The sequence below is a fragment of the Candidatus Saccharibacteria bacterium oral taxon 955 genome (assembly GCA_010202265.1).
GTDB lineage: Bacteria > Patescibacteriota > Saccharimonadia > Saccharimonadales > Saccharimonadaceae > Saccharimonas.
Genome location: CP047918.1, coordinates 517,308 through 542,450 on the forward strand (window position 1 = coordinate 517,308; position 25,143 = coordinate 542,450).

Consider the following 25,143-nt stretch of genomic DNA (forward strand, 5'->3'; position numbering starts at 1 on the left):
GGACGAAGGACAGAGAGGTTCAGCGGCGTAGTAGACGCCAATCAGCTGGAGGAACTCATCAGACTGTTCGACCCTGACGGGTCGATTGAAGAAAGGTCGGATAGAGGGAGGAATGTAAACTTTATACTCCAACGATAGTCTCTATTCCCTTCCGACCCCGCCACCCCTTTCATACGATTGGGGCTGGCGGGGTCATTTTCATACTCAGCACACAAGAAAACACCCTGGAGCTCAACCACCAGGGTGTTTTCTTGTAGCTCTAGATACTATTTGTTCTCGGCGTGGCGCGCCTCGACCTCTGCTTGCTTAGCAGCCAATTCTGCCTCTTCAGCCTCTTTTGCTGCCGCATGCTCTGCCGCCTCGGCAGCCTTTTGCTCCTTGATTCGAGCTTCATCTTCTTCGGCATGATCATTCTTTACCGAGTTGACAGCCTCGCGATCAAACTGTACTGCAGTGAGTCGTGCCGACTTACCACTACGCTGACGCAAGTAGCTGAGGAAGTTTCGGCGAACCTTAGCTCGGCGCATAACTTCGACTTTTTCAACCAGTGGGCTATGGAGCAAGAAACTCTTTTCGACACCGACACCTGACGCAATCTTGCGAACAGTAATACGGCTTACGTGCTGACCCTTGTTGTCTGTTCGGATTACGACGCCTTCAAATACCTGGATACGCTCTTTGTTACCCTCTTTGATTTTTTGGTGAACACGGACCGTATCACCGCTACGAACGTCAACAACCTGGCTCTTTTTTTGCTCGTCATTGACTTTTTGAATCAGTGCAAAACTCATTTCTCTTCTCTGGCTTTCAAATTTAATATTACAATCAATCGTTAACTATAGCACACTTTTGAATATTTTAAAAGAGGTTACGCACCTCAAAAACCACCTCATATCCACATAGTCGTAATTATACCACTTTATGCGCAATAAATCAATAGATTATAATGTAGCTATGGACTATAACACTCTTGCACTCCGCCTTCACGAACAGTACAAAGGCAAAATCACCACCAAGCTTCGTGACCCATCGAAACTTGACAAAGAAAAACTAAGTGCCTACTACAGCCCAGGCGTAGGCGCTATTAGCCAAGCGATCGCCACCAATCCAGCAGATCTGGGCAAATACACCTGGACCAACAATCTCGTTGCAGTCGTCTCTGACGGCTCTGCTATCTTAGGACTCGGTGACCTAGGACCAAAGGCCGCGATGCCGGTCATGGAGGGTAAGGCGCTATTATTTAAACATTTTGCCGATATCGACAGTGTGCCGATTGTACTTGACGTCCATACGCCAGACGAGATAGTCGCGACCGTCAAGGCGATTGCCCCTAGTTTTGGGGCCATCAACCTCGAAGATATCGCCGCACCAAAGTGCTTCGAGATTGAAGAACGACTCAAGGCTGAGCTTGACATTCCAGTATTTCATGATGATCAGCACGGCACGGCCGTTGTGACACTTGCTGGGCTAATTAATGCCATGAAAGTCGTCAAAAAAGACCTCAAAAGTGCAAAAATTGTCATGATTGGCGCTGGTGCGGCCGGTACTGCGATCGCCAAGCTACTTCACAAATATGGTGCGGAGAATATCTACGCCGTCGACAGTCGCGGCATCATTTCTGACGCTCGCGACGACTTAAATGAAGAAAAAAAGGCTCTCATGAGCTATCTACGTACCGATATTTCAGGTAAGCTTAGCGATGCGATTACCGACGCCGACATTTTCATCGGTGTGTCAAAACCAGGCCTCCTCACTCCAGAGTTAGTCGCCAAGATGGCGAATAAACCTGTCGTCTTTGCTCTCGCCAACCCAGTACCCGAAATCATGCCAGACGTGGCCAAAGAAGCTGGAGTAGCGGTGATCGCTACCGGCCGAAGTGATTTTCCAAATCAAGTCAACAACGCCATCGCCTTTCCTGGCATATTCCGTGGAGCGCTTGACCATGGAGTCAAAAAAATCACCGACGACCACAAAATTGCCGCCGCCGAAGCACTTGCGTCACTCGTCGACAACCCAACTCCTGAGGAAGTTATCCCCTCACCATTTGACGACAGGGTCGTTCCAGCTGTTGCCCAGGTTATTCGCTAGAGTGTCGCAACTAACCCTATAGAGCTGACTAAATCACACGATTAATCTCTTCAATGGTAGTTTCGCCACGAAGAGCAGCCAGTACGCCAGCTTGCTCGAGCGTCAGCATACCGTGCGATCTTGCAACTTTCTCGATTGTCTCAGAATGGATATCAGAAATATCACCTCTGATAAATTTCTGGATATCTTCATCGACCACCATCTGCTCCATAATTACCATGCGTCCACGGTATCCAAACGGCGCATCATTACTCGGCTTCGGTCGCCAAAGCTTAAATGAATCAAGATCTGGATGATCGATACCCTCTGGTATCCCTTCAAGTACTTTTCTCACATAATTTCGCGTCGCCTCGTCGGGTTCATAGGCTTCTTTCGTCTCATCGACAAGTCGTCGAACGAGACGCTGAGCAATCACGAGACGAACCGCTGAGCTAAATATCGGATTTACGCCGATCATATCGATAATACGACTAAATGCCGCGCTGGTTGAGCTAGCGTGAAAGCTCGAAAGCACCAAATGTCCAGTGATAGATGCCTGGATCGCTGTCCGCGCCGTATCAACATCACGAATCTCGCCGACCATCACTACATCTGGATCGAGGCGCAAGACGCTCCTCAGGCCGTCGGCAAAACTCTGTCCATGCGTCGTATCGATCGGGATCTGAGAAATACCAGATAGACCATATTCGATCGGATCCTCAAGTGTTATCAGCTTTCTATCTGATGTATTGAGAGCATTTAGCATGCTATAAAGCGTAGTTGACTTACCCGACCCAGTCGGTCCTACCATCAATACCAAGCCACGTGGATGACTAATCACTTCATCAATTTCACGACGTTGTTTTTCTGGGATACCAAGCAGATCGAGATTTAGTAGCGACTCATCAAAATTAAACAAACGAAGCACCGCATCTTGACCGTACATTGTCGGTACAGTTTCTACGCGCAAGTTAAGCAAGTGCGTTCCTTGGCTAGTCGTGATCTCCTTTTGCATATGCCCCGACTGACTCTCCTGCGAAGCTGAACTAACTCCAGCCCGACTAGCCAACTCGCCCATTATCACCCGATAACGTTCAGGATTGAGATGAGCAACAGGATGAAGCGCCCCGTCGACACGTAGGCGTACACGGATATTGTCACGCTCGTTCTCGATGTGTATATCGCTCGCACCCAGCTTATCAGCCTGCTGAATCAGATAATCAAACAGCTCACCACTACTAACGCTGTTTAGTGTCCGACTCACCTCGGCAATTGTGTCGCTATCGCCATCTTTTGCAATCTTGATATCGTTGTATATGGTCTTTTTTGGAGGGTCATAACGAAGCATGAGAGCACGATAACCACTCAGGCTAATCAAAAAGAACTGAATGATGTGACCTTGCTCGTTATACTCTTTACGCATTTTTTCGATAACCGACTGCGGAGTCTGAGCAGTCACGCCAAACTGAAACGAAGTCTGACCATCTCCTTTGACCAGTGGCACCATCTTGTCTCGGTGCATCGCCTCGATCGGCATTACATCTAGGGCTAGAGGCAAGTTCTCTTCAAATTCTCGTGTATCAATATAAGGAAACCCAAGTATGTCCCCACGTTGCTTAGTGGAGCGCTCGTCTTGATCACGTCGACGACGCTGTATTTCTTGCTCGTCCATTTATATTTATAGTAGCAAATCGCTTGTGGTTTTTGTAGCCTATCGCATCCAGACGCTCACCACTCCTACCTATATCTAAATTTCATGATATAATATCCCAAGTCTCTAGAGGAAGGATACTTGAGATGTTTTTTACACGGAGGCACACAGTACCGGCTCGTAACGGGTACCGTTACCTGGATTGGGACGAGTGCATCTACGGGCCTGAGCTACAACAAACGTCGGCTGTTCTCGTCTTTTTGAAAGATACACCCCACCTAATCGATGGTGTCCTGGCGCCGGGAAAGAGAAGCGCGAGGGTAAAGACAAGACGACGGTGGTGGCTTTTCGGTCCACCTGAGATTGTCGCCGCCGACCTAGGCTGGGGCATGCACCCAGCAAGAGTAGTAGTCCTCTGACCAAGACGCCCCTTTGTGTCGCGATAACGTGACGCAAAGGGGTATTTCATATGTATTATAATTAGACCAACCATGTCAGAAATTATCGTAATCGCTCACAATATCCGCTCAACCCATAACGTCGGTAGTATTTTTCGTACCTGCGAAGGTTTTGGCGTGAAACGTATTATCCTCAGTGGCTACACGCCCTACCCCGAGCTTTCTCTAGACCCCAAAAACCCCTCGCGTGCTCATATCGATAGCAAGGTAACCCAAAAAGACCCTAGGTTACCTCACGTTCGGCAAAAGATCACGCGCGACATCCACAAAACTGCCCTTGGCGCAGAAGCAATCGTCCCATTTGAATATCACGACACACTAGATCTAGGCACGCTAGATATAGCGGGTTATCGACTAGTGGCGCTTGAGCAAGCCCCGAACTCTATCGACATACATCGCTATCAACCAACCAACAAGATTGCCCTGTTGCTTGGCGAAGAAGTTCACGGAATCGAGCCAGAACTTCTCAAAAAAGTCCACGACACCATAGAAATCCCTATGTGTGGCAAAAAAGAGTCGTTTAATGTTTCTGTAGCCACCGGTATCGCACTCTATGCGCTTACATCCTAGCTACTTAATCGCCACACACTCATCACCCAGCAGTTCAATCAGCCGACTACGCAACTCTCCTGCGAGGTCAACCCGAAACGGCAGACGAATTGCTGATGATTTATTATCACCTAGCACCATGATAATGTCACTCTGGCCAGGATGAAGCCCACAAGTCTTTTTGAGGGCGAGAAGTTTTTCATGATCATCTGGATTCGCCACCCTTACATAAGCCGTCGGCAACGTTTCAAGTGGCACATCAACCGCTTCTCGTGGTTGGTTATTGACACTCGCTGATTTTACGGCTTTTGGCGTTGATTCTACGGGCTTATTCTTTGCCTGGTAGCGTTTACGGGATACGGTAGCCTGAGTAGTCGGCGCGACCATCTTGCGTCCGTGACTCTCGTACTCACGAAGCTCCTTGTCGCTCACGATATCAATCTGATCAGCAATCATCTTTGCCTCATCGCCGAGATTGCCCTCACGGTCACGTGCTGAAACATTGCCGGTCACTTTCAGGACAACGTCCTGACGCAACGAGTCGCCCAGCTGTTCGTATAATTTTGGAAATACAATCACTTCACCCTCGCCGGTTTTATCCTCCAGCCCGACAAACGCCATCTTTGTACCAGACTTCGTAACAATGGTACGAATCGTCGCAACCAGCCCACCAATTGTCACTTTCTGGCCATCAATCTTAGGTGTGACACTTCTAAGAGGAATGGTCTGCTCCTCAAAAAACGCATCGTAGTTGTCTAGCGGATGAGCCGATATATACAGCCCTAGCAGCTCTCGCTCCCACATTAGTTGTTCTTTTTCGGTGTATTTCACTGGCGAGGTCTTGAGTTCGATACTCGGCATGAGGTTATCTCCACCTAAAGCTGCAAACATGTCAACTTGCCCCGAAAGAGCTTCTTTTTGCAACTTCGATGAAAACGCTAGTATACTATCAAGATTAAACAGCAAGTCAGACCGATCACCCAAACTATCAAACGCTCCCGCCTTGATAAGCGCCTCCCAGGCCTTACGATTCACCTTGCTAGCGCTAACACGTTTCGCGAAATCTTCGACACTTACAAATTTACCGCCTGTGTCTCGTGCCCTGATAATTTCTTCTACCGCAGCAACCCCTACGCCTTTGACCGCCGCCATACCAAAACGAATCTGCTTGGCCGCTGGCACCACCGCAAATTCTACATACGACTGGTTGACATCTGGATTTAGCACCGTGATACCCATGTGACGACACTCGGTAATCTCAATCGCCAAGCGATCGATATCGTCATGGTCACTCGTCATCAGAGCCGCCATAAAGGCATCAGGATAATGCGCCTTGAGATATGCTGTCCAATAAGCGATTAATGCATAACACGCTGCGTGGCTCTTATTGAAACAGTAATTTGCAAACTCCTCTAGCGCACCCCAAAATTGCTCGGCAATCTCCTTGGTAGCGCCACCAACCTTAATCGCACCTTCGACAAACTCTGGTTTGACCTTTTTCATCAAATCGATCTTCTTTTTGCCCACTGCTTTACGCAACGTGTCCGCCTGACCGCCAGTAAACCCACACCATTCTTTTGAAATCTGCATGAACTGCTCTTGGTAAACGAGGATTCCGTAGGTGTTTTCAAGCGAACTACGCATACCTTCGTGTAGATAAGTAATTTTTTCCTGTCCATGCTTACGCTTGATAAAGCTATCAATAAATTGCATCGGCCCCGGTCGATACAGAGCAACCATCGCGATAATATCCTCAAAAACCGTTGGCTTAAGACCACGCAAATATCGTTTCATGCCAGCCGACTCAAGCTGGAATACGCCAGTCGTATCACCGCGCTGGAATAACTCAAAAGTCGGCTCATCATCAAGCGGTAGCTCGGAGAGATTAACCTCCTCTTTGTAAACTTTACGGATGATGCGCATGGCGTTATTTATAATCGTGAGGTTAGATAGACCCAAAAAGTCCATCTTGAGTAGACCTAGCTCTTCGACCTCACCCATTGGGAATTGAGTAGCAACCACACCTTTTTGCGCCATTTCAAGTGGGATATATTTCACCAGATCATCGGGCGCAATCACCACTCCACAGGCATGTACGCCATGGCTACGAATCGTCCCCTCAAGCTGAATCGCATAATCCAACACCTCTTTGGCGGTTGGGTTGTTTTCATACTCATGCCTCAGATCAACATCATCGACAATACTTTTACTGAGTGGAATATGCCTACCCTGGTTTGGCGGCGGAACAAGCTTTGCTAAACGATCGCTCTCGGCATACGGCACCTGCAACACACGGGCGACATCACGCACCGCCATGCGACCAAACATTTTACCAAATGTAACGATGTTGCTAACATGATCCTCGCCATATTTTTCGGCGCAATACTGAATCACCTCGTCACGACGCGTATCCTGAATGTCGACATCAATATCTGGCATACTGATACGATCAGGGTTTAGAAAACGCTCAAATAGTAAGCCATATTTCAGAGGATCAAGATCGGTGATATTTAGAGCATAGGCGATAATGCTCCCCGCCGCCGAACCACGCCCTGGGCCAAATACAATACCGCGGTCTTTTCCCCAGTTGATAAAATCTTGAACAATTAGGAAATACCCCTCGTAGCCCATATTGGCCATGACATCTATCTCCATCTTCGCACGATCACGAACATTGTCGCCGAGCTTTGGAATTATATCATCTGGCTCGAGCTTACTCGTCTCCTCACGCGACATCTTGAGGTAGCGATTTGCTAGACCACGATAAACCAACTGCTTCAGGTAGTCATGCTCCGTACCGCCACCAGGAACAGGATATTTAGGAATCAAGATTTTGCCTAGCTCAAGCTCGACATTACAGCGATCGGCGACTTTTTTGGTGTTGCGCACGACCTCGGGATATTCATCGCCCCAGTGGTCGATTATGTCACGTGGATCAGTCAGATGAAGCTCAAATTCTTTGAGGCTCATACGCTTTTCGTCCGACAAATACGCTCCCGTTCCAACACAGAGCAATATCTCGTGCGCGTCCTGGTGGTCGTGTGTGAGGTAATGTCCATCACAGGTTACCACCATGTCGATCGATAGCTCTTTTGAGAGCTTCATGATACCATCGTTAATTTTTGCCTGAACATCCCAGTGCGTGTTGGATTTTGGATGTCCATGATCCTGTAGTTCTAGATAGTATCTATCGCCAAATACACCTCGATACCACTGAGCTGTCTGCTTCGCTTTGTCGTAATCATCATTTCGTAAAGCATCAGCAACCTCACCGCTCGCACAACCAGATAACACAATCAGCCCTTCGTTTAGCTCCTCGAGCAGGTCATGATCAACTCGCGGCTTATAGTACATCCCCTCTAGGTTCGCTCTGGTCGAAAGTTTCATGAGATTTTGGTAGCCCTGATTATTCATTGCTAGAACCGTCAGGTGAAAACGCTGTTTGTCTTTGCTCGGATCACGGTCGAAACGCGAACGTGCCGCGACATAAGTCTCAATCCCAAGAATCGGCTTAATTCCCTCGGCCTTTGCCGCTTTGTAGTAATCGAGAACGCCGCTTAGTGTACCGTGGTCAGTCACCGCCGCCGCCTCCATGCCAAACTCTTTGACCTTTGCAGCCAGCTCATCAACTTTTGTCAAGCCGTCTAGGACCGAGTGATAGGTGTGATTGTGTAGATGTACGAAATCACTCGGCTTGAGATCATTTCCACGCTTTGCTATCTTGCCAGAACCATCTGGCATCAGCGAAGTATCATTTTTTGTCGACCCCTCCGTAGAATCACTCATATTACTTATATTATAGCCCATCGCGAGACCTAAAAGTGTAGTAAAAACAACCAAGCCTATAGGTTTCCACTTATAGGTATTGATTTTTTATGAGCTATGTGTTGATATACAGTTAGGATCATGTATTTATGAAAGGAGTGTCATGATCTTGTACCTTTGTCTGGGGGTGTTGCTAATAGCCGCAGGGGTTGTAAGTGCGGTATTTAGCGAGCGCCACAGTCTAGGCCCATGGCTGTCGTCGATGATGTTCATAATACCTCTAGTAACAGGTGGGGCGATGTCTGTATGCGCCCTCCTCAACTCAAACAAAGAAGTTGATCATGTCTCTACTGTCACAAAAGTGACGATTGAAGAGGCCGAAAAAAGATCGCTTTTGATGGCAAACGGTGACACTATTCCGTGTCAGCCAGATAACCAAATATGTGCGAGTGTCAGAATCGGCGACTTGGTGGTGTATGGCACCAAGTGGCATGAGTCTGGACTCTGGATTGAGAGGCGAGAGGTTATTCTCGCAACAGAGGACCCACGTTAAGCTACCCCCTAGGGAGGATGAAATGACCCTATACGCTATCATAGGGATAATAGGTGTCGGCTTGGGCATATTAGTTGCACTGTTGTCCGACAAAATACGTTTCAAGTTGCCCGTTGTCGTGACACTAGCTACGGCACCGGTGATAGCGGGTACTATGTTGATAGTGTCCGCATGCTTTCTGTCTAGTCGTGTGACTAGTCACATGGCTGTTGTCACCGCCGTCAGCGAAAGCTCCGGCAAAACGGAGCTAACCATGGCGGATGGGGCGACCATCTCCTGCGAGCCTAGGCACAAAGCCTGCTACGAAGCGCGTGCAGGAGATATGATAGTTTACCAGACCCAGAACCACGAATCTGGGCTCTGGGTCGAGAAGCGCGAGATCGTACTGGTCTCGCACCCAGATCGGTGATCTTCGCCCCAGCTCTCTGCCCTTTTCAAAGGGTGGCGAGCTGGGGCTTTTCTTATATCGAGAGATCGCCCCCCCTGGAGACGTCTCAGTACGATACCTTCATAAGCTCTCATTGACATACTATGCGTAGTATGTTGCAATAGGATAAGATCATGCCTAGATGAAAGGAGCCGGTCATGGTCACCCTCGTTATCGCACTAGTATTAGTAGCGGCGGTGTTTGCTGTTATTTTTATCAGCGAACGATACAGGATATTATTCCCGTTCACAATAATCATGTTGTCGATACCAACAATTATAATAATGGTAATTGTGGCGAGGATATTTCCTCCTTCGAGTATCGACCTTCGCAGATCGGTTGTCGATCAGGTGATAACTGGACCTATGGGTAGGTCGCTCAAGTTATCAAACGGGATAACTATTAGGTGTCATGAGGCCGACGAGCATCGCTGCTAGGAGGTTCATGCAGGTGACGTAGTCATGTACAGAGACTATAACTGGTCTGGCCTTTGGAGAGAATTCGAGTTTATCCAAGTATCTCAAAAATCCAAAGGCTGATTTCACCCCAGCTCTCTGCCCTTTTTCAAAGGGGTGGTGAGCTGGGGCTTTTTCTTTGTCTAGAGATGCAATTTACACCAATTACACCTACTATTTACCGCTGCAATTGACATATAGTAAGTTATATGTTTGTATATGAGTAAGATCATGTCTACACGAAAGGAGCATCATGATCTTGTACCTGTGCTTGGAGATACTGATTATCGTCGCTGGTGTAGCTATAGCATACTTAAGTATGCGCTACGAATGGAGGGGAGTAGCGTGCTGGATAGGCACGCTTATGGCCATAGTTGCCTTACTAATGCCCGTCGCGTGCTTCATCACCTTATTCGAGTCAGGAAAGGAGATCGAACAAGCGTCAGTCGTAGTAAAAGTGTTCACTGGGGAAGGCCGGTCTCTGGAGATGGCGAACAGTGATATAGTAGAGTGCCTGCCTGATCAGCAGGCGTGCCTGGACGCCAAGATAGGCGACCTGGTAACATATAGGTCAAAGTGGCACACATCTGGGATGTGGATCGAACGGCGCGAGGTTATACTAGTCTCGCACCCAGAACAGTAGTCTTTACCCCAGCTCTCTGTCCTTCATCAGGGATGGCGAGCTGGGGCTTTTTCTTTGTATAGAATTCATGAAAAAGCTATCTCTTAAAATAGTAGATTATAGCTAAAATATATTGACATTTTGTAAATTATATGCTACCATACAGATAAGATCATCTAGTAGAAAGGTGTAAGATGGTCATATACCTCTGTCTCGGAGTTGTCATCATCGGAATCGGAGCGACCACAATTTTTTTCATGATCGGGGATGAGGAAAGTATCCTCAAAACCATACCCGTGTTGCTTTTCACCGCATTCGGGTTCGTCATGGTACTCTCTTCCCTGACTCTTTCGGGGAAGGTAGTCGAAAAAGCGTCCGTCGTGGTCGCTACGACGACCGACGCTAACGGAGTCAAATTGACTCTGGCAGACGGCACTGAAGTAGAGTGCCGGGATGACCAGGGCGCCTGCAAAGGCGCCCAAGTCGGAAACCTAGTTACCTACGAGGTACAGAGACACGAATCGGGCCTCTGGGTCTCCGAAAAGCGGGTGACCTTTGTCACCCGCGGACCGGGACAGTGATTTTAGCCTCAGCTCTCCGCCCTTTTCAAAGGGGTGGCGAGCTGGGGCTTTTTCTTTGTCTTTGGTCACAAATCAACGGGAGACAGTCTTTTGCATCACATCAACAACCGAATTTACAAACCCTGCCACACCTGGGATTAGCCAGCCGATGACATTTAGCAACCAGATAATCAAAGCAATCACCACCGTGCCCCCGATCACTGACCCCAGCCCAAAAAATACCCCACGGATAAAATTAAACTTATAAATCGTCAGCTGACTTCGATTGAAATCATTGAATAAATCCTCGAGCACCGCAACACGTGCACCTTTTTCATTTTCGTTTCTGACATCTGTTTTGAGCTTTTTCCAAAACTTGAGCCTCATCGTTTAAGTCCTTTCACGCCGTAGATAAAAAACGACATACCGTTTATGCTAGTATGTCGTCTTTTTATTTATTTGGCAAGCTTATGATTTCTTTTTGCTCTCGCTAAGCTCTGCTTTGGCGCTATTTACGGCGCGTTCAGCTCGATCGCGATAATCGTCAAGCGTTTTCTTGCCGTCTTTGACCGCAGTTTCCACCTGCTTACGGGTATCTTTGTAGACCTTTTCACCCTTGGCCTTGACGTCAGACGCTACCTTGTCAGCGCTAGCTTTCATCTCCTCGGCCTTTGCACGTAGATCAGCCCGAGTTTCCTTGCCTGATTTTGGAGCCGTGAGAATACCAGCGACAACGCCAGCGGCCGCACCAATGATTGCTCCAAGCGCAAATTTACCTTTTGACATAAATCCTCCTTTTGTGGTTTTATTTTTTCTTATCTTTGAAAAACGACGTGATCAGCTTTGCTATAGCGATCGGCGACGTCACTGCCGCTATATTACTGGCAGTCTTCTCAAATTTGACCGCAGTCCGTTCCGCAACGCTTGTCACAGTTTTGATCTGCTTCGTCACTCTGATAAGGAGTACGACGAGGATCATACTGAGAAGCAAGAACAGTGCGAGAAATACCGACAGTATAATGACCAGTATTTGTGCCCATTCCATGAATTTGACACTCCTTTTTATTTAATTTTGGCTACTTGCCCGCTATAACCAACGGGCCATACCACTAGTATACTAGCTTATGGCATAAGTAGCACGAAAATGTTAGTATTTATGATTTTTCTTCAAGACGCTTTTTCATATATTCAGCTAGTTCAACACCAAATGTAGGGTGAGCTAGCCCAAAATCGACAACCGTCTTCAAGTACGAGAGTGGGTTTCCAGTGTCATAAAAATCCGCTCCGACAATTTCTTTTGCATAGAAATCATGACCATCATCAATCATCTGTTGAACAAACGGCTGGAAAGTGAACTCACCCGCCCTAGGGTCGTGCTCGGCACGCTCGATATAACGCATAATTTCCGCTGGCAACAGATAACCAGAAACGCTCGCAAGATCAGATGGAGCATTGTCTTTGCCCGGTTTCTCGATAATTTTTGACATTTTCATCAAGCCATCTCCGACAATTTCGCCATCAGCAAACCCATACGAATCGTACTCCGTGTCGGCTTGAGCTTTTTTACAGGCAAACACACCGCCACCATGCTTCATATAAGCGTCGATCATTTGCTGGGTTGAGTTGGCCTCTGGCGTGAAAAAGTCATCTGCCCAAGTGTAGATAAACGGTTCATCACCGATCAGGTGGGCGGCGCTAAGCAATGGCGTCGCATTGCCATATGGACCTTTTTGGCGTACGTAGATAAAGTTCGCCATACTAGATACTTTTTCGATAACATCAATATACGGCTGTTTTTTTGGACCACCAGCCTTCAAATTGGCGACAAGTTCAGCGCTCGGTAAGTCGAAATGATCCTCGATAGGTCGTTTATTAGCGTTACCAACAATAATGATATCTTTGATTCCCGCCGCTACCAACTCTTCAACAACATATTGAATAATTGGCTTATCGATTAAGGGTAGCATTTCCTTTGGCATAGCTTTTGTCTGTGGCAAAAACCGCGTACCAAATCCCGCCGCTGGGATAATTGCTTTTGTCGGTCGTTTCATCATATCCTCCTTATCTTTCGAGCCGCTAATTAGAGTTTCTCGCGGATCAGCTTCTGAGCAAGTGCTGGATTTGCCTGCCCTCTTGACCGCTTCATGACCTGACCAACCAGGTAGCCGATCGCCTTTTCTTTGCCGGCTTTGATATCTGCGATGCTTGAAGCGCTAGCTGGATCAGCTAGAACAGCGTCAACAATCTCAGCAACCGCCCCCTCATCACTAACCTGAAGCAAGTTTTTTGCCTCAGCGATCATCCGTGGTGCATCGCCAGTTAGAAGCATCTCAAACAAAACTGTAACCGCTGAATTACTGCTAATCTCACCTTTTTCTGCCATTTCTGCAAGCGCCACCATATGATCAGGCATTAGGTGCTTGTCGTCCCAGGTGTCATCACCAGCGCTAACCCTACCTTGGACATCGATGATCAGCCAGTTCAAAATTCGTCGCCGAATCTCACCATCAGTGCCGACCGCAATCCTTACTATAAAATCTCGCACCTCTGCTTCAGGAATATTTAGTGCGATCTCAGTCATCGCATAATCCAACCCCGCCCCTCTAGAATCTTGCGGAACTCACCTGGGAGCATCGGCATATCAGCCTGAATCAAGGCAATCTCCTCATCTGTCAGGACAATTGGCGGAATATCTGCGTCTGGCATATAACGATAGTCCTGGGCGTCTTCTTTGCTTCGCTGACTGGTTGTTATACCCTTGTCGTCATTCCATCCGCGCGTCTCTTGGACAACCGTCTCGCCCCGCTCAACCAGCTCTACCTGACGACGAAACTCATATTCAGAAGCTCGCTCAACACTGCGAAATGAATTAAGGTTCTTCACCTCTGCACGTCGACCAAGCTCTGTTGATCCCTTTGGTGCAACTGAAATATTAACATCAAACCGCATGTTACCCTGATACAAATCGCCGTAGGTCACCCCAGCATACGTCATGAGACGATGAAGCTCAGTGGCATAGGCTCGCGCTTCGACTGGCGAGTGGATGTCAGGCTCAGATACAATTTCAATCAATGGCGTGCCGGCACGGTTGAGATCTACTAAACTATAGCCACTATGGTGCGTAAGCTTGCCAGCATCTTCCTCCATGTGGGCATGATGAATTCGCACCCTGACAGTTGAGCCATCCTCTAGGTGCGCATCGACATGTCCAGCAAGAATAATCGGTTGATACATCTGGCTAGTCTGGTAGCCTTTTGGTAAATCAGGATAAAAATAATGTTTACGGTCAAACCTAGAAACGTTAGCAATCGGCGCATTAAGTGCTTTGCCAGCTCGGATCGCTAGGTCGACTGCATGACGGTTTAGAACTGGCAACATGCCCGGTAAGCCAAAATCAATCGGGTGCACTTTGCTATTTGGCTCGGCGTCACGCGCATCGTTGTCAGCCGGACTAAATAGCTTCGTCTTGGTTGCTAACTGGACATGACACTCAATACCGATTGTCATCTCATATTTTGCGAGAATTTCATCAGTCATCATTAGATAGCTCCTAAATCTTTAAGTGCTTGCTTAAATGCAGTCAAAGCGCGCAAAGTCGTTTCGTAAGTGAGATGGACATCAGTTTCGTGCGCCAGTCGATTACGAATTTTGTGCGCGCCCCATATGTGATTAGCGTTACTCCACACTTTTTCTGCAGACTTCATGCGCTCACCCATTGTTTGACCAGCAAACCGCCGTTCTTTGAGCGCTAGATCAACTAGCTTGTCAGCATTAAATATAGCTAGCTGCCAACTCGCTGAGTTATTGCGCGAAACACTATTTTCGACTGCCAGCCATTTTGTCTGGTATTTCTCGATGTTAAGCTTAGGACTACTTTTGCGGGTGAATACTAGATAAACTACCCCGACAACTGCCACTAAAAATATCGCTATCAGGATCAGTACAACTGCGGGATTAGCGTCCATTTGCGACCTCCACTTCACCAGCCATAGCAATCACGTCGGCGTCTGCTTTCATTTTACCAATCAGCTGAACGCCAATTGGCAGACCGTCGCCACTGACTCCAGCTGGTATGCTAATTGCCGGCAGACCAGCGAGGCTTGCTGGTACGGTCATGACATCTGACAAGTACATTTTTACAGGATCAGACACATTTTCACCGATACCAAACGCTGGCGTTGGTGCAGTTGGCGTCAATAGGAAATCATATTGTTTAAATAGTTCGTTGAATTCGTTTATCAACACTGTACGTGCTTTTTGTGCCTGGAGATAGTAAGCGTCAAAGAAACCACTCGAGAGAACATAGCTACCGATCATGATACGGCGCTTGTTCTCGGTAACAAAACCCTCAGCCCGTGATCGCCCATAAAGTTCTGCCAGGGTTTTTGCACCCTCGGCACGACGACCATAGCGAATACCATCATAACGCGCTAGATTGCTACTTACCTCGGCCGGCACTACGATATAGTAAATTGCTAGAGCATACTTAACGCTTGGCATGCTGACTTCTTCGACCGTATGTCCAGCCGCTCGTAGCCTCTCAGCGTAATTATTCACAACCGCCCTGACGTCTTTGTCTACGCCCTCGCCCATAGTTTCTGTAATAAGACCAATCCTTTGTCCAGGAGCAATTTTTTCTTTAGCTTCAAAATAATCAGGCAATGTCGTCATATCGCGTGGATCCTGCCCCGCCATGACGCTCTCGATCAACGCAACATCCTCGGCCGACCTCGCAAAACAACCCATCACATCGGTACTTGACGCCATCGCAATAACTCCGTATCGACTGCTCATACCGTAGGTTGGCTTCATACCAAATACACCGTTGAAACTTGCCGGCTGACGAATTGAGCCACCCGTGTCACTGCCAAGTGCAAACGGCACAATATCTAGCGCAGTAACAACTGCCGAGCCACCGCTTGAGCCACCAGCCACTTTTGACTTGTCAATCGCATTATGTGTCACGCCAAAGGCTGAGTTTTCGGTCGATCCACCATGTGCAAAAGCGTCTAGATTGGATTTGCCGATACAAATCGCTCCAGCCGATTCAAGCCTTTCAACAACTGTCGCCTGAAGTGGCGCATCAAAGTTTTCGAGAATCTTACTAGCCGCCGTCGACGGAGCGCCAAATGCTAGATAATTATCCTTGACAACAAACGGCACACCAGCCAGCGGACCAACATTTTCACCCTTTTTAATACGTTCATCTATCTTGTCAGCACGCTCTAAAGCGCGAGACTCGGTCAAATTGAGGATTGCGTTATATTCCTCGGCACTCTTAGCGCGCGCTAAGGCTGCTTCTACTTCTTTTCGAGCGGTAGTTGCACCAGAATAGACTGACGACACGAGAGAAGCGATTGACATTAGAGTACCTGTGGCACTTTCACGCTATCATTTGCCTGGTCAGGCGCCAAAGTGAGAAGCTGTTCACGCCCTACCGATGACACATCAATAACGTCATCGCGCCAAATGTTTTCAAGTCCTGTCACCTGGTAAGTCGGCTCAACACCAGTTGTGTCAAGCTCCGCTAATTGATCGATATAATTCAAAATATTCTTCAGGTCGACCTGAAGATCCGCAACCTCATCATCAGAAAGTTGCAAACTGCTTAACTGTGCGAGGTGTCGCGCATCATCGTTAGTTATTGTACTCATTATAGCCAATTATACACCGACAAGAGACCAATGATAAGGGGCAATCCTCCTTGGCTTTTTCTTTTGTCGCTTATGCTTCATAATGTATCGTAGAATGAGCCATCAGCTAAAGAAAAATCTCGGCGTAACTCTATATAAAAACGGGGCAGAATTTCGTGTCTGGGCGCCATTTGCTATCAATGTCCAGATTGGCGGCACATTCACTCCAGATGGTCCTGTCGACATGACAAAAGAGCCTGGCGGCTACTGGTCTATTAAAATCAAAGACGTCGAACCAGGTCAGCAGTACAAATACTACATTGAGACCCCAGACGGCACAATTCTCGAAAAAAACGACCCGCGTGCTCGCGCAATCACATCAAGCGATAACGGGCTTTCGGTTGTGGTCGACAATGATTTCGACTGGGAAAACGACAACTATACACCACCCCCAAAAGAACACCAGATAATCTACGAGCTACATATCGGTACGTTTAACCGCCCCGACGCCTCAACTACTGGAACATTTGATACCGCCATCGAAAAGCTTGATTATCTACGAGACCTTGGCATTACGACTATCGAACTCATGCCCGTAACAAGCATGGCGTACTCAAACGGCTGGGGCTACGCACCAAACTACATCTACAGCGTCGAGAGTATGCTCGGGGGCGCTATGGACTGATGAAATTCGTCAAAGAGGCCCACAAACGAGGCATGGGCGTCATATTAGACGTCGTCTACAACCACTTCTTCGGCGACAGTGATCTATGGCAATATGACGGCTGGAGCGAAAACGACAGAGGTGGAATCTACTTCTATAATGATACTCGTGGCGACACGCCGTGGGGCGGACGGCCAGATTATGGTCGACCCGAGGTTCGTCAATTTATCCTCGACAATATCACCATGTGGCTCACTGAATATCACCTAGATGGACTACGCGTTGATTCAACTATCTACATGCGAAATACCGAGGGACGAGACAACGACCCCGAACACGACATTGCTGACGCGTGGTATTTGCTTCAAGATATTGTTGAACTAGCGCGCAAGATCAACCCCCAGGCAATTATTATTGCCGAAGACTGCGCCAACAGCGCCTACATCACCAAGCCACGCAATGAGTCAGGTTGTGCGTTTGATGCCCAGTGGGAACTTGGCTTTCCTCACGCACTCCGCGACGCGCTCGGCCTCACGCCATCTATCACGCCAACGTTAGCTGGCGTTCGCTACGAACTCGAAAGATCATATAACGGTGATGCTTTTGAAAAGGTGATTTTCAGTGACTCACACGACACAGCCGCCAACGGGTCAGTCCGACTAAACGATGCGGTTACTCCAGAAGATCCAACTAGTCTGACTGCGCGCCAAAAGTCACTCTTGGCAACCGCCCTGGCTCTAACCGCGCCAGGTATACCGATGATCCTACAGGGCGCCGAGTTCCTCCAAGAAGGAGCATTTAATGATTGGCAAGCACTAGAATGGCAACATATCGATAAGTATGCCGGCTTCGTCGAGGCACACAAACACCTGATAGACCTGAGACAGAACACCTACAACAATACAGCTGGTCTCTCAGGCCAACACACAGCCATATTTCATCAGGATGATAACAACCATGTAATTGGTTATCACCGTTGGAAAGCGGGTGGACCTGACGACGATGTACTTGTACTCGCTAATTTCAGCAACAAAACCCTACACGACTATCACCTAGCACTACCGCTGCCCGGCACATGGATAACTCGCTTCAATAGCTCATGGAAAGGCTACAGTCCTGATTTCCCCGAACTTCCAGTTGATGCAATCGGTGCTCAAGACGCTACAAACGCGAGTGTTGACCTTGCCCCCTACTCAATAATCATCTTCTCCCAATAATAAAATCCCTCTTCTGCGCCTACATTCATAGACGCAGAAGAGGGGTTGAATATGGAGTACGCCCTAGCAACCTCCTTGTATGCAATACTCGATCTCAGATGCAATCTCCTCTCTCATCGCCCACACCTCCTGCTCAGATCGTCGTCGAGCTCGGAGATACTTGCTACCATGCTTGCACCCTCGACCAAATCCAGGTCGAACGAGGGACTGCCCCTCCTTTCTAGGTAATCGTAGGCACACATGAGTATATCAACACTTCTGTTTACCTGACTATCCAGACCATCATACATTAAGTCACCCCTAATATAGACGTTCCACTACGCGGGATTACGCAGTCTTATCTTTTTATCATATTTTGTATGCCTTGGCAAGCAAGGGCTGACGCTATCGACGCGAGCCGACTACATTTTACCTTTTATCTCGGCTATCAAATCCCGAAGCTCAGCCGCCCGCTCAAATTCTAAGTTTGCGCTAGCCAGCTTCATCTGGCCCTCGAGGTCTTTTACTAGGCTAGCGTATTCATCTTTCGGAATTTTGTTGAGATTGATCTTGTCTTTTTTATCTTCATCTTTTTGTGGAATAATTGCCCTTAGCCCCTCGTCTATTGCCTTGTCAACGCCTCGGGGAGTTATTCCGTGCTTAAGATTATAGCTAGACTGGATCTCGCGTCGTCGATCAGTCTCGTCAATTGCCCGTTTCATACTATCGGTAACCGTATCGGCATACATAATCACTTTGCCTTCAACATGACGCGCTGCACGACCGATCGTTTGGATCAACGAGCTTTCTGATCGCAAAAACCCTTCCTTGTCTGCATCAAGAATCGCCACCAGCGAGACTTCAGGCAGGTCAAGCCCTTCGCGCAACAAATTGATCCCGACCAGAACGTCGTAAACACCCATGCGAAGATCACGCAAGATATCACCTCGTTCTAGCGTGTCGATCTCGCTATGGATATAAGCAGTCTTGATACCTAGCTCGACTAGATGTCCCGACAGATCTTCGGCCATACGTTTGGTTAGCGTTGTCACAAGTACACGCTGATGTTTCGCGATACGGTCACGAATTTCGGCGATTAAATCATCTACCTGCGTATCAACTGGACGCACCATAATCTCTGGATCAAGCAGTCCAGTAGGGCGGATAATCTGCTGAATAGGTTCTGGGCTGTGATCTAGCTCATATTGTCCTGGGGTTGCGGAAACATAAATTACTTGATTTATATGACGTTCAAATTCATCAAACCGGAGTGGACGGTTGTCAAGCGCGCTCGGTAGTCGAAAACCATATTCCACCAGTACTTCCTTGCGCGCTCGATCACCATTGTACATACCGCGAACCTGAGGGATTGTCACGTGCGACTCATCAACAAGTAACAAAAAATCATCTGGAAAATAATCAAGTAGCGTAGCTGGCTGTTCGCCTGGCTCACGGTTCGTTAGATACCGAGAATAGTTTTCGATACCTTTGACAAAACCGGTTTCTTCTAGCATTTCTAGGTCATACTTCGTGCGTTGGGCAAGACGTTGCGCCTCGAGGTACTTATCATGTTTCTCAAACCAAGCTAGACGCGATTCATACTCCAAGCGAATATTTTCGATCGCACGCTTGACCTTTTCTTTTGGTGTAACATAGTGACTCGATGGGAAAATACTACAGCTAGCTGGCTCGTCAAGAATCTCACCTGTTAGTGGATCAATCTGTGTGATACGGTCGACAACATCACCAAAAAACTCGATACGATACGCTAAATCACTCCCCGCCGGAAACACGTCAACAACATCACCGCGCACTCGAAAAGTCCCACGATGAAAATCAATATCATTTCGCGAATACTGAATATCAGTCAGTTGCCTGATAAATTTATCCTGAACTCGTCGCTCGCCGCGTCGTACTACAATTGACATCTCAGCATAATCATCTGGCGAACCAATACCATAAATACACGATACACTGGCAACGATAATGACGTCCCGGCGTGATAATAGCGCCGACGTAGCGGCGTGACGTAGGCGATCAATCTCTTCGTTAATTGCCGAATCTTTTTCAATATAAGTGTCACTCGAGGCGATGTAAGCTTCTGGTTGATAGTAATCAAAGTAACTCACAAAATAGTGGACCTCGTTATCAGGGAAAAAACTCTTGAACTCCGAAAAAAGCTGAGCCGCGAGCGTTTTATTGTGGGCCAAAACTAGCGTAGGTGTATTACGCTTAGCGATAATATTTGCCATCGTAAAGGTCTTGCCAGAACCAGTTACGCCAAGTAAGGTTTGCTCTTTTACGCCTTTTTCTAGACCATCAACCAGTCTAGCGATCGCCGTCGGCTGATCGCCGGTTGGTTGGTATTTTGAAGAGAGACGAAATTTACTCACCTCTATATTATAACCTCATCTAGCCTATCCGCGTCGACCAGAGCTTGCTGGAGGCTCCGCCGAAACGCCACCGCGCACGTTATCTCTCGGATCAATAAAATCAGCGTAGCGCTTATCGAGTACGTCGACAACCTTCTTGACGAGACGCTTCGGATCAGTGTCGTATATGACGTCTTTACCACCTGGCGCCTCTATATGTTTCAATAATGTCGCCGTATAGTCGGCAAGCCCACCACTTCCAAGCAAAACACCACAGACTTTGCGACTCTCGAGGGCGGTCGATAGTTCGTGCAAACTCCCCATGCGTCCACCAACCGTAATCACCGCGTCGGCACTACGTACCAGGTGAACATCTCGTCCAACATATTCCATACCAGTAAAGTTTATGTAGTCAAACTCCTTAGTTGGTAATCGATAAGTACTGACATGCTCTCGATACGAGCTAGCCGGACTAAACCCAATCGAACTACCTTTCGAATTTTTGACACTCACAAAACCCATCGCTGCATAATGCGGTAAGCCTACCGTCGCTCCAGTCAGCAAAGTCTTGCCCGCCTTGGCGATCTCCGCACCGAGGGCAAACGCCTGATCGTGTGAAGCATCAACGGTCTCCCCTGAAGCCGCCCCAGACACGCAAATCTGATATTTCATCTCGTATACTCCTCTATCTTATAGCTCTTTGGCGCACGCTTGAGATGTGTCTCAATTTCTTTTTTAGTCAATAGACCAGCCTGACCACCAAGCTGCTGCACCACGCTCATACTATTTATTGGCGCCCACTTAAGTGCCGTCTCAAAAGACTCACCAAAAGCAAGCGCTCCGACAATTGTACTAGCAAAGGCATCACCTGCGCCAGTCCTATCGCACACAGAGCTAGAATCAGGGTAAATCGGAACCGTCTGAAGCTTGCCATCACAAAAAGCATAAGAACCCTTTAGGCCATCAGTAATTACGACACGCTTCGGACCAAGCGCCCTCAAGCCCTCAGCTAATTGACGAATGACACCGTATGGCCTACCAGTCACCTCAGCGGCCGCCTCACGATTCATCACCACAACATCGGCACACCTATATAATCTAGCAAGCTTCTTTGCGCCCCACTTAAGGTGAGATACTCCTGGGTGAAAAGCAAATTTTACATCTGGGTTCGCTTCTAGATAATCTATCAGCTGGAGATGAAATTCCCAGCTATTATTACTAAGCGTTGCGAGGTATATCCAATTGGGTTTTGTCTTTGGTTTTTTCCAGACATAATCATATGTTTCATTTTTGACAAACGGAGTGCTCCCAGCCTCATATCGCAAAACATAGCGTACACCTGATGGCATTTTTTTCTGGACGAACAGTGGTGTTGTGTCAACCGATTTACGAGCTAGATACTCGAGAGAATCCTTGCCCGTCCGGTCATCTCCCAGCCAGCTCATCAAGCCAACCTGCGCACCAAGACGCGCCATAGAAACAGACGCATTAGCCGCTGGACCAACACTAAAGATGGCATCAGCTTGTTCGTATGATCGCTCTACACCAACTGGAACACTCAATCGCCTCAAACCGTCACCATCTACTTCCACCTTCGTCCCGTCATCATGCAATCTGATGCTAACATCGGTAAAAATATCTCCTATACACAAAATATATGGCTCGTTTTTTTTGGTTTTCTGAGCTAATTTTTGTTCATGATAATCGATCAAATCACAGGCCTTGATACCTGACTGGGATATCATCTCATCAATAGCAATCTCATCGTCACCATCGGCAGCAATATATCGAGCAGTCAACCCATGCTGAACCTGACAGCGCATATGCCGATAAGTCCTAGACTCATAAGGACGTGATACATTTTCCTTGACATCATCATAGTTAAACGAGACGACGCGACTACCGCCAAATATCAAGGCCACATCGTCTGTCTGTGCAAACAAATAAGTGTCATCAACATGTGCTAATAGCGCCCTATAAAGCTCATGTTCTGATGTGTCTGCTGGGTCGAGACCGATTTTGCGCATTAAAGCATGAGCTCTAGCGGTAATGTCAGCGATATACGCAACGTCAACACCCTTACGTCCTGTCATTTTTTCAAGCTGACGCAATGTCGCACTAAACATCGGCTCATTAGCGTCGAGCAATACACGCAAGAACTTCGCCATACTTATATCTCCTTTGTGGTTATCTCTTTTTCATGAATTGGCATCTCATGAAGCACTACACCACGACGCAAGATACCAGCCTTGGCGCCGATTTTTGTCACAACACTCGTACTATTGGCGCTAGCAAAAATTACTGATTCACGCAACGATTTACCCTGCGACCACTGGCTCAAAAATCCACTAGCAAATGCATCTCCCGCCCCTGTACGATCAAGCACTGGCACATCCTCATACATACCCGCTCGCACAATCGTCTTGCCATCAGTCGCGACCACACCATTTGGACCATCACTCACGATCGCAACTGGCACATAGTGAAGTGCGTGCAAGGCCAACTCCTCACAAGTATTGCCGCTAACCAATAACTGCATCTCCTCCTTGTTTGTACAGAGGATATCAACGCCATCTAGTAGTCCGACAAGCTTGTCTTTTTCGGCCAGTTCCGGACCTGCAGGATTTAGCATCACCTTTACACCATTTTTTTCAGCGGTATCAATAATCTGCCGAAGCAGCGTCAAACCGCCATTACCAAGGCTGGTTGGATAGACCCAGTCGTATTTTGCAATTGCACTGAGATCAAAATTATGCCTGCCAGTCCGCCCGAAAGCTTTCCCGCGATGATTGAGGATCGTCCGCTCACCATTTGTCGCGATCATAATAACCGAATATCCTGATTGGTACTCAGGGTCCTGAATCACATGACTAGTATCAACGCCCTCTTTATCGAGTTCATGTAGTATTGCTTGACTGGCTGGGTCTTCACCAAGCCCCCAAAGATATCCACTTTCAAGCCCCTGACGTGCAAAAGTAACGGCAACATTGGTCGCGTTTCCACCAGTCTCAAAAGTAACGTCTTCTACCTCCATCTTGAGGCCGAGAGGTAGGTGAGTATACATGTGCTCACCTTCTTTGTGTGGATCAAATTCATCGGATCGCAAAAATACATCCTGCGTCCCCTTACCAATTGCGAGAATTTTCACCATATAACACCCCCTCCTAGGTCTAGTCTAGCCGACATGCTGACAAGACCATCATGAGTAGCATTGACCTGCACGACCGATAGCCTATCACCAAAACTCACTCTACCTAACTGCCTTTCCGGCGCTACCAAACGCAGCGATTTTCTCTTCAACAACCTGCTGAACCGCCCCGTAAACTTGTGGCATCAACTTAACAACCGCATACTCCTTAGGATTTTCCTTGAGAACTTTTTCAAGTGTTTCGCGGAAGACAACACGCATGTCTGTATTGATATTTATCTTGCTCACGCCAGCCTTAGAGGCATCCTCAAAATAATGCAACGGCGTACCTGACCCGCCATGAAGCGAAATCTGGCAATCGATTGCTGATCGAATTCGCGCCAAAAGCTCTAGATCTAATTCTTTCGGAACGTTGTATTTTCCGTGGAGATTACCTATCGCAGCTGCGAATGTGTCGATACCCGTCGCCTCTACAAACGCTCGCGCCCCCTCTGGAGTGCTAAATGTCTTACGAATTTCCTCGTAGTCTATATCTTCATCGTGAACATTACTACCGCCCGCAAAGTAGTGCGGCTCACTCTCCACAAGCGCACCTGTAAACTTCGCATACTCGACAACCTCTTTGGTCTTGGCGATAATCTCCTCCTCACTTGCGTCATGGTTCGCCTGCGAAATATCAATATGGATAAATTCAAAACCCACGTCAATCGCTCGCTTGCACGCTTCAACCGTTGGACTGTGGTCAAGATTGATATATATCTCGATACCATATTCATCACGATAGTTGTCGACCATGTCGCGAATATTCTCAAGCCCCAAAGCATCAACCTCACCCTGACTCACCTCAACGAGAACTGGCGCATTCAGCTTCTGAGCTGCTCGAGAAACCGCAATCAGGGTCTCTTGGTTGTCAATATTAAATGCACCGACCGCAAACCCCTGCTGGCGACTGCGCTGCATCAGGTGCCGCGCCCTCAATGTTCTATCACGAATTTGGCTAATTGTTAGACCCATACCGTTTCC

22 protein-coding genes and 1 pseudogene are annotated in these 25,143 nt (G+C 47.8%); 7 read left to right on the plus strand and 16 right to left on the minus strand.

The window, feature by feature from the left end:
• Positions 1–266: 266 nt before the first annotated feature.
• A complete protein-coding gene (rplS, locus tag GWK75_02755) occupies positions 267–791 on the minus strand; it encodes a 50S ribosomal protein L19 (GenBank protein ID QHU91361.1) in 525 nt (174 codons plus the stop codon).
• 163 nt (positions 792–954) lie between these two features.
• Here rplS and GWK75_02760 point away from each other — a divergent pair, with 163 nt between their 5' ends.
• The gene (locus GWK75_02760) at positions 955–2,088 is read left to right on the plus strand and encodes an NAD-dependent malic enzyme (protein QHU91362.1); all 1,134 of its coding nucleotides are present in this window, start codon (positions 955–957) and stop codon (positions 2,086–2,088) included.
• A gap of 28 nt (positions 2,089–2,116) precedes the next feature.
• Here the strand turns inward: GWK75_02760 and GWK75_02765 are convergent, their stop codons facing one another.
• On the minus strand, positions 2,117–3,739 hold the full coding sequence (locus GWK75_02765; protein ID QHU91363.1) for a hypothetical protein: 1,623 nt from the start codon (positions 3,737–3,739) through the stop codon (positions 2,117–2,119).
• 470 nt (positions 3,740–4,209) lie between these two features.
• Here GWK75_02765 and GWK75_02770 point away from each other — a divergent pair, with 470 nt between their 5' ends.
• A complete protein-coding gene (locus GWK75_02770; GenBank protein ID QHU91364.1) occupies positions 4,210–4,746 on the plus strand; it encodes a TrmH family RNA methyltransferase in 537 nt (178 codons plus the stop codon).
• On the opposite strand, the gene dnaE is transcribed toward GWK75_02770, so the two are convergent.
• A complete protein-coding gene (gene dnaE / locus GWK75_02775) occupies positions 4,747–8,511 on the minus strand; it encodes a DNA polymerase III subunit alpha (protein QHU91365.1) in 3,765 nt (1,254 codons plus the stop codon). It abuts the gene before it with no gap.
• A 142-nt stretch (positions 8,512–8,653) separates the two neighbouring features.
• Between dnaE and GWK75_02780 the strand changes: the two genes are divergently transcribed.
• The 3 genes from GWK75_02780 (at position 8,654) to GWK75_02790 (ending at position 11,128) form a co-directional block, all read left to right on the plus strand.
• The gene (locus GWK75_02780) at positions 8,654–9,043 is read left to right on the plus strand and encodes a hypothetical protein (GenBank protein ID QHU91366.1); all 390 of its coding nucleotides are present in this window, start codon (positions 8,654–8,656) and stop codon (positions 9,041–9,043) included.
• Positions 9,044–10,156: 1,113 nt separating this feature from the next.
• A complete protein-coding gene (locus tag GWK75_02785; GenBank protein ID QHU91367.1) occupies positions 10,157–10,426 on the plus strand; it encodes a hypothetical protein in 270 nt (89 codons plus the stop codon).
• 315 nt (positions 10,427–10,741) lie between these two features.
• Entirely contained in the window at positions 10,742–11,128 is a 387-nt protein-coding gene (locus GWK75_02790) for a hypothetical protein (GenBank protein ID QHU91368.1), read from the plus strand.
• A gap of 72 nt (positions 11,129–11,200) precedes the next feature.
• Here GWK75_02790 and GWK75_02795 read toward each other — a convergent pair whose 3' ends face one another.
• From GWK75_02795 to gatC, 8 genes and pseudogenes are all read right to left on the minus strand, one after another.
• Positions 11,201–11,494: a hypothetical protein gene (locus GWK75_02795; GenBank protein QHU91369.1), complete on the minus strand. Its 294-nt coding sequence runs from the start codon at positions 11,492–11,494 to the stop codon at positions 11,201–11,203.
• A gap of 81 nt (positions 11,495–11,575) precedes the next feature.
• Positions 11,576–11,893 carry a YtxH domain-containing protein gene (locus GWK75_02800; protein ID QHU91370.1) on the minus strand — a complete coding sequence of 106 codons (318 nt, stop codon included), beginning with the start codon at positions 11,891–11,893 and terminating at the stop codon, positions 11,576–11,578.
• A 19-nt stretch (positions 11,894–11,912) separates the two neighbouring features.
• Positions 11,913–12,152, minus strand: a complete 240-nt coding sequence (locus GWK75_02805; protein QHU91371.1) for a hypothetical protein — start codon at positions 12,150–12,152, stop codon at positions 11,913–11,915.
• 109 nt (positions 12,153–12,261) lie between these two features.
• Positions 12,262–13,158 carry an NTP transferase domain-containing protein gene (locus GWK75_02810; protein ID QHU91712.1) on the minus strand — a complete coding sequence of 299 codons (897 nt, stop codon included), beginning with the start codon at positions 13,156–13,158 and terminating at the stop codon, positions 12,262–12,264.
• A gap of 29 nt (positions 13,159–13,187) precedes the next feature.
• Positions 13,188–14,644: pseudogene (gene gatB / locus GWK75_02815) on the minus strand (Asp-tRNA(Asn)/Glu-tRNA(Gln) amidotransferase subunit GatB).
• 2 nt (positions 14,645–14,646) lie between these two features.
• Positions 14,647–15,072, minus strand: a complete 426-nt coding sequence (locus tag GWK75_02820; GenBank protein ID QHU91372.1) for a hypothetical protein — start codon at positions 15,070–15,072, stop codon at positions 14,647–14,649.
• On the minus strand, positions 15,062–16,471 hold the full coding sequence (gene gatA / locus GWK75_02825; protein ID QHU91373.1) for an Asp-tRNA(Asn)/Glu-tRNA(Gln) amidotransferase subunit GatA: 1,410 nt from the start codon (positions 16,469–16,471) through the stop codon (positions 15,062–15,064). The genes GWK75_02820 and gatA overlap by 11 nt, the downstream gene beginning before the upstream one ends.
• Entirely contained in the window at positions 16,471–16,761 is a 291-nt protein-coding gene (gene gatC, locus GWK75_02830) for an Asp-tRNA(Asn)/Glu-tRNA(Gln) amidotransferase subunit GatC (protein QHU91374.1), read from the minus strand. Before gatC ends, gatA begins: the two co-directional genes overlap by 1 nt.
• Before the next feature lie 94 nt (positions 16,762–16,855).
• On the opposite strand from gatC, the gene GWK75_02835 reads away from it, so the two are divergent.
• Positions 16,856–17,425: a hypothetical protein gene (locus GWK75_02835; protein QHU91375.1), complete on the plus strand. Its 570-nt coding sequence runs from the start codon at positions 16,856–16,858 to the stop codon at positions 17,423–17,425.
• A complete protein-coding gene (locus GWK75_02840) occupies positions 17,425–18,621 on the plus strand; it encodes a hypothetical protein (protein ID QHU91376.1) in 1,197 nt (398 codons plus the stop codon). The genes GWK75_02835 and GWK75_02840 overlap by 1 nt, the downstream gene beginning before the upstream one ends.
• A 401-nt stretch (positions 18,622–19,022) precedes the next feature.
• Here GWK75_02840 and uvrB read toward each other — a convergent pair whose 3' ends face one another.
• The 5 genes from uvrB to GWK75_02865 all read right to left on the minus strand — a co-directional run bounded on the left by uvrB (position 19,023) and on the right by GWK75_02865 (position 25,134).
• Complete coding sequence (gene uvrB, locus GWK75_02845; protein QHU91377.1) at positions 19,023–20,993, minus strand: excinuclease ABC subunit UvrB; 1,971 nt, start codon at positions 20,991–20,993, stop codon at positions 19,023–19,025.
• Between the two features lie 24 nt (positions 20,994–21,017).
• The gene (locus GWK75_02850) at positions 21,018–21,644 is read right to left on the minus strand and encodes a hypothetical protein (GenBank protein ID QHU91378.1); all 627 of its coding nucleotides are present in this window, start codon (positions 21,642–21,644) and stop codon (positions 21,018–21,020) included.
• Positions 21,641–23,140, minus strand: coding sequence for a hypothetical protein (locus tag GWK75_02855; protein QHU91379.1), 1,500 nt, complete (start codon positions 23,138–23,140; stop codon positions 21,641–21,643). Before GWK75_02855 ends, GWK75_02850 begins: the two co-directional genes overlap by 4 nt.
• A 2-nt stretch (positions 23,141–23,142) precedes the next feature.
• Positions 23,143–24,123 (minus strand): hypothetical protein, encoded by a 981-nt coding sequence (locus GWK75_02860; protein QHU91380.1) that lies wholly within the window; start codon positions 24,121–24,123, stop codon positions 23,143–23,145.
• A gap of 99 nt (positions 24,124–24,222) precedes the next feature.
• Positions 24,223–25,134 carry a class II fructose-bisphosphate aldolase gene (locus GWK75_02865; protein QHU91381.1) on the minus strand — a complete coding sequence of 304 codons (912 nt, stop codon included), beginning with the start codon at positions 25,132–25,134 and terminating at the stop codon, positions 24,223–24,225.
• Positions 25,135–25,143: the final 9 nt, after the last annotated feature.

Bases quoted from the DNA above. Each gene is read 5' to 3' on its own strand.
- rplS (QHU91361.1), bottom strand. From the start codon at position 791: ATGAGTTTTGCACTGATTCAAAAAGTCAATGACGAGCAAAAAAAGAGC.
- GWK75_02760 (QHU91362.1), top strand. From the start codon at position 955: ATGGACTATAACACTCTTGCACTCCGCCTTCACGAACAGTACAAAGGC.
- GWK75_02765 (QHU91363.1), bottom strand. From the start codon at position 3,739: ATGGACGAGCAAGAAATACAGCGTCGTCGACGTGATCAAGACGAGCGC.
- GWK75_02770 (QHU91364.1), top strand. From the start codon at position 4,210: ATGTCAGAAATTATCGTAATCGCTCACAATATCCGCTCAACCCATAAC.
- dnaE (QHU91365.1), bottom strand. From the start codon at position 8,511: ATGAGTGATTCTACGGAGGGGTCGACAAAAAATGATACTTCGCTGATG.
- GWK75_02780 (QHU91366.1), top strand. From the start codon at position 8,654: ATGATCTTGTACCTTTGTCTGGGGGTGTTGCTAATAGCCGCAGGGGTT.
- GWK75_02785 (QHU91367.1), top strand. From the start codon at position 10,157: ATGTCTACACGAAAGGAGCATCATGATCTTGTACCTGTGCTTGGAGAT.
- GWK75_02790 (QHU91368.1), top strand. From the start codon at position 10,742: ATGGTCATATACCTCTGTCTCGGAGTTGTCATCATCGGAATCGGAGCG.
- GWK75_02795 (QHU91369.1), bottom strand. From the start codon at position 11,494: ATGAGGCTCAAGTTTTGGAAAAAGCTCAAAACAGATGTCAGAAACGAA.
- GWK75_02800 (QHU91370.1), bottom strand. From the start codon at position 11,893: ATGTCAAAAGGTAAATTTGCGCTTGGAGCAATCATTGGTGCGGCCGCT.
- GWK75_02805 (QHU91371.1), bottom strand. From the start codon at position 12,152: ATGGAATGGGCACAAATACTGGTCATTATACTGTCGGTATTTCTCGCA.
- GWK75_02810 (QHU91712.1), bottom strand. From the start codon at position 13,158: ATGAAACGACCGACAAAAGCAATTATCCCAGCGGCGGGATTTGGTACG.
- GWK75_02820 (QHU91372.1), bottom strand. From the start codon at position 15,072: ATGGACGCTAATCCCGCAGTTGTACTGATCCTGATAGCGATATTTTTA.
- gatA (QHU91373.1), bottom strand. From the start codon at position 16,471: ATGTCAATCGCTTCTCTCGTGTCGTCAGTCTATTCTGGTGCAACTACC.
- gatC (QHU91374.1), bottom strand. From the start codon at position 16,761: ATGAGTACAATAACTAACGATGATGCGCGACACCTCGCACAGTTAAGC.
- GWK75_02835 (QHU91375.1), top strand. From the start codon at position 16,856: ATGAGCCATCAGCTAAAGAAAAATCTCGGCGTAACTCTATATAAAAAC.
- GWK75_02840 (QHU91376.1), top strand. From the start codon at position 17,425: ATGAAATTCGTCAAAGAGGCCCACAAACGAGGCATGGGCGTCATATTA.
- GWK75_02850 (QHU91378.1), bottom strand. From the start codon at position 21,644: ATGAAATATCAGATTTGCGTGTCTGGGGCGGCTTCAGGGGAGACCGTT.
- GWK75_02855 (QHU91379.1), bottom strand. From the start codon at position 23,140: ATGGCGAAGTTCTTGCGTGTATTGCTCGACGCTAATGAGCCGATGTTT.
- GWK75_02860 (QHU91380.1), bottom strand. From the start codon at position 24,123: ATGGTGAAAATTCTCGCAATTGGTAAGGGGACGCAGGATGTATTTTTG.
- GWK75_02865 (QHU91381.1), bottom strand. From the start codon at position 25,134: ATGGGTCTAACAATTAGCCAAATTCGTGATAGAACATTGAGGGCGCGG.